This window comes from Streptomyces sp. FH025, assembly GCF_017427025.1.
In the GTDB taxonomy this organism is placed as follows: domain Bacteria; phylum Actinomycetota; class Actinomycetes; order Streptomycetales; family Streptomycetaceae; genus Kitasatospora.
On sequence record NZ_JAFLNG010001086.1, the window covers coordinates 1 to 1,676 of the forward strand.

Sequence of the window (1,676 nt, forward strand, 5' to 3'; positions counted from 1 at the left end):
GCCCAGGCCGCCTCCGGGGCCACCACCCCCGGGGCACCCACCACCCCCGGAGGCTCGCCCTCCGGCGAGTCCATCCTGCGCCGCCAGCGCGTCCGGGAGTCCGCCGCCCGGACGTACGCCCGTTCCTTCCCGATCGTCCCGGTGCGGGCCAACGGCATGACCGTCGAAGGCGCCGACGGTCGGCGCTACCTCGACTGCCTCTCCGGCGCCGGCACGCTCGCCCTCGGCCACAACCACCCCGTGGTGCTGGAAGCGATCCGCCGCACCCTCGACAGCGGCGCCCCGCTGCACCTTCTCGACCTCGCCACGGCCGAGAAGGACGACTTCACCAGCGCGCTGTTCGAGAGCCTGCCCACCGAGTTCGCCGCCCGCGCCCGGGTCCACTTCTGCGGACCGGCCGGAACGGACGCCGTCGAGGCCGCACTCAAGCTGATGCAGACCGCCACCGGCCGCTCCGGCGCGCTCGCCTTCACCGGCGCCTACCACGGCATGACCGCCGGCGCCCTCGCGCTCACCGGCAACGTCGCCGTCAAGGAACCGTTGCCCGGCGGCGGCGAGGTGGTCCGGCTGCCCTACCCGTACAGCTACCGCTGCCCGTTCGGGGTCGGTGGGGCGGCCGGCGCCGAACTCGCGGCGACGTACGTGGAGCGGCTGCTGGACGACCCCTCCGGCGGGGTGGTTCCGCCCGCGGCGATGATCCTGGAGGCCGTACAGGGCGAGGGCGGAGTCGTGCCCGCTCCGGACGGCTGGCTGCGCGAGATGCGCCGGATCACCGCCGAGCGCGGCATCCCGCTGATCGTCGACGAGGTGCAGACCGGCGTCGGGCGCACCGGCGCGATGTGGGCGGTCGAGCACAGCGGCATCGTCCCGGACGCCATGGTGCTCTCCAAGGCCATCGGCGGCAGCCTGCCGCTCGCCGTCGTCGTCTACCGCGAGGACTACGACGGCTGGCGGCCCGGCGCCCACACCGGCACCTTCCGCGGCAACACCCTCGCCATGGCCGCCGGAGCCGCCACCCTGCGGTACGTCGCCGAGCACGGGCTCGCCGAGCGGGCGGCCGCGGTCGGTGAGCGGATGGCCGCCCGGCTGCGGGAGCTCGCGGGTGAACTGCCGGTGATCGGGGACGTGCGCGGGCGCGGGCTGATGCTCGGCGTCGAACTGGTCGATCCGGCGGCCGACGCCGACGCCTGCGGGGCCCGCCCGGCCGATCCGGCGCTCGCCGTCCGGGTGCGGGAGGCCTGCCTGGCCCGGGGGCTGATCGTGGAACTCGGCGGGCGGCACGACGCGGTGCTGCGGCTGCTGCCGCCGCTCACCATCACCGACGAGCAGGTGGCGGCGGTGCTCGACCGGCTGGCGGAGGCGATCGCGGCGGCTGCCGGGGCCTCCCGGGGCGCCGGCGCACCCCGAGGTGTCGACGTCTCCGGGGGTGCCGATGTTCCCAGGGGCGCCAGTGCTCCTCGGGGTGTCGAGTGACCGGCGGGTTCGGTGCGGTGCCCGAACTGCCGGGCGAGGGTGCCGCGTTGGAGGCCCTCGCGGGCGGTGCGGGCGGGCCCGGGGCGCTCGGGCCGCTGCTGGCCACCGTCCTCGATGCGCTCGACGCCGGCATCGCCCTGCGCTCCGGGCCGCTGCCCGCGGGCAGTCCGGCCGAGATCACCGCGCTGGTCGAGGACGGGCTG

At 76.6% G+C, this 1,676-nt stretch carries 1 protein-coding gene and 1 pseudogene; both read left to right on the forward strand.

From position 1 onward, the window contains the following. Nucleotides 1-72: 72 nt before the first annotated feature. Nucleotides 73-1,473, forward strand: a complete 1,401-nt coding sequence (locus tag J0670_RS37520) for a diaminobutyrate--2-oxoglutarate transaminase (RefSeq protein ID WP_307806872.1) — start codon at nt 73-75, stop codon at nt 1,471-1,473. Further along, nucleotides 1,470-1,676: pseudogene (locus J0670_RS37525) on the forward strand (hypothetical protein); the annotation flags it as partial. The gene J0670_RS37520 and the pseudogene J0670_RS37525, both read left to right, overlap by 4 nt.